This window comes from Paenibacillus koleovorans NBRC 103111 (assembly GCF_004000845.1).
Taxonomy (GTDB): domain Bacteria; phylum Bacillota; class Bacilli; order Paenibacillales; family NBRC-103111; genus Paenibacillus_AA; species Paenibacillus_AA koleovorans.
This window is the reverse complement of record NZ_BIMA01000231.1, coordinates 1-2,263: the sequence shown is the minus strand read 5'-3', so window position 1 is coordinate 2,263 and position 2,263 is coordinate 1. Positions and strand designations below refer to the sequence as shown.

Annotated in this window: 2 protein-coding genes and 1 pseudogene; all 3 read right to left on the bottom strand. The window is 42.3% G+C overall.

Going from position 1 to position 2,263, the window contains the following annotated elements:
- Positions 1-640: DL-endopeptidase inhibitor IseA family protein (locus PKO02S_RS31880; protein ID WP_218033994.1), on the bottom strand; the 640-nt coding region annotated here is incomplete at its 3' end.
- A 597-nt stretch (positions 641-1,237) separates the two neighbouring features.
- Entirely contained in the window at positions 1,238-1,528 is a 291-nt protein-coding gene (locus tag PKO02S_RS32730) for a hypothetical protein (RefSeq protein ID WP_164821825.1), read from the bottom strand.
- 184 nt (positions 1,529-1,712) lie between these two features.
- Positions 1,713-1,947 (bottom strand): annotated as a pseudogene (locus tag PKO02S_RS34130) (IS4 family transposase); the annotation flags it as partial.
- Positions 1,948-2,263 lie beyond the last annotated feature (316 nt).

The window sequence follows — 2,263 nt, the reverse complement described above, 5'->3', positions numbered from 1 at the left end:
ATTTTAATTTCCCTGGCGTTGTTCCAACTCGCCATCCAGCGTTCTCAATGTATATGTAATTTACTAATATAATCTGACTCTTTGCACCATCTGCAGTAGGCACTAAAAATTCATAAGAGCAAGTGTTTTTTTCTTTATTTATTAATTTCACAGTAGCTTTTGCCCAATCATTCATTGATCCTCCATCAGCTTGTTGATAGGCTAACTTGTTGTTTATTTTCTTTACATTCAAAGATTCTAATATTTGTTTGGTAACTTGTTCAATAAACACTTTGTTCAAATATAGCTCGAGCTTGTCGATACTATCGAGATCACTACAAAAATAATAGTATCCTTCGTTATTAACAGGTGTATTTAACTCATTATTCAGGCATATACTGCCACCTTGTTTAACATTAACATAATGTTCAAAGGCTACATTTCTAAGCCTCACTGCTTCAATTGTATCCAAGTTTATACTTGCTTGGCTTGGACTTGGACTTGGGGTTGAGTTTGGGCTTGGGCTTGAACTAGATGACAGACTGGTTGTCTGGGGTATATTCAAAGTTGAATAATTAGTTACTTTATCCCTCTTATTATTTGCGCACGATGAAGTAACGAATACAAGCATTAATAGTATAATTGTTCCGAATATCCTCATTCTAATCACCTCATGTTATGGGGTATACATTCTCCAACTTACAACGGGCACTTTATTATAATGCAGTGCTTTATCTAGTGTAGTAGTTACTCCATTCCATGGATCGACAATTACAATATTAGATGCAGTAGCTAGCGTCAACTGCTCCTCTTGCTTTGTCCAAAACTGTAGCCTCAGAAAGACCACGTTTTCCGAGTAATTAAATCCAAAATTAGAAGCTACATTTCCAGGAACTAAATCATCATTTCTATTATTAAAATTAAACCTAGCCGCATCATTATATCCTACATTTCGCATGTCCGGTAACCCAAAAGTGAGGAATAGGTAGTCGTTCTTGTGGGTCAAACGAATCCATATCGGCAGCCAATCCATGGGGCGACTGTGTTCGACTGCAACTCCCTTCTTTCGACAATCAAAGGAGGCGTGAGGCGGGATTGGCTTAGTAGCTTGTCATTTCGACAGGACTCGCGGTGTAAATCGACATGTCATATCACGCCACTTCCACGACCCGACGGGCCAGGTCATCTGCATTGTCCGTCAGCACGCGTTCCCTTCGGTCCTCGTATTGGATCAGCAACACTTTTATTTGTTGCAGCATCAGGAACAACACTTGACCCGTTGGCTTGTAATCCCGGCTTCGGCCCGGGACTCGAAGGGCTTCTCTTGTTGATCCAACTGTTGGCGGATGCGGTACTTCAGTATCCCGTACAGCAGCAGCGCCATCACCAGCACGATCCCCAGCGCTACGATCCGATTCGGCGTTTTGAGATAGACGCCACCTACGAATTGGGGGTCCTTCAACAGACGATATCGCGTTTCGGCGGCATCGTCGACCGCGGCTTCCTCTCGCGTGTCCATGAACGATTTGCAGATCGTCCTCTTTTTCATAAGCCCACAGGGACTTGGCGCACTTAAAGAAGACTTCGATCTCCCAACGCATACGGTAGATTCGAATGATATCAGGAACGGTTAAAGCGAGATCCGTCAAGAGTATGGTGAGCCACTCATTTTTCGTGGAACGATGATGTACGAATACGACTCTTACGGGAATTCCAGGAGCAAGTTCAGTCAGGATCATCTGCCTGACCGCATCTTTACCAGGAAAGACTCGCCTTTGCTGCGCTCGAGTAGCCGAAACCAGTTCTTCTGGTGAAACAAAAGGATGAAAACAACGCGAAAGAAATAGGCACAGGTGTTCCAAATTTCTTCTTGAAACCTGCGCCATTTAAGTATTTAAGTACGTTTAGTTCGAGAAATGCCGGCTTGATTTCTTTGGGTAGCTGATCTCGTGACCGTTGTTGTTCTATCCTAGAGAAGATACCTCTTCTGTGTGGTAGTGTAGACTTCGACACTCTCTTTTTACCAGACGCAGAGGTTTTTTCCGTTTTCTTCAAATCCACGATTGAATTGCTTTCACATCCAAGCTACACGTACTGCCAAGCTGGTTTTTACTCTGCGAAAGTTGAGAAATTAACTACTATTTTTTGACATTGTTGAACTTTGTTATACGTATGTATCCGTCTTGAGTCCTCCAAAAACTGAAAATACCAAATCTCTTTGTACACATCATAAGAAGGCTCTTTGTTAATTCTATCTGTCATTGATGTCGTACGACGCAGAATT

Coding starts and splice junctions, on each gene's coding strand:
- PKO02S_RS32730 (WP_164821825.1), bottom strand. CDS start 1,528: ATGAAAAAGAGGACGATCTGCAAATCGTTCATGGACACGCGAGAGGAA.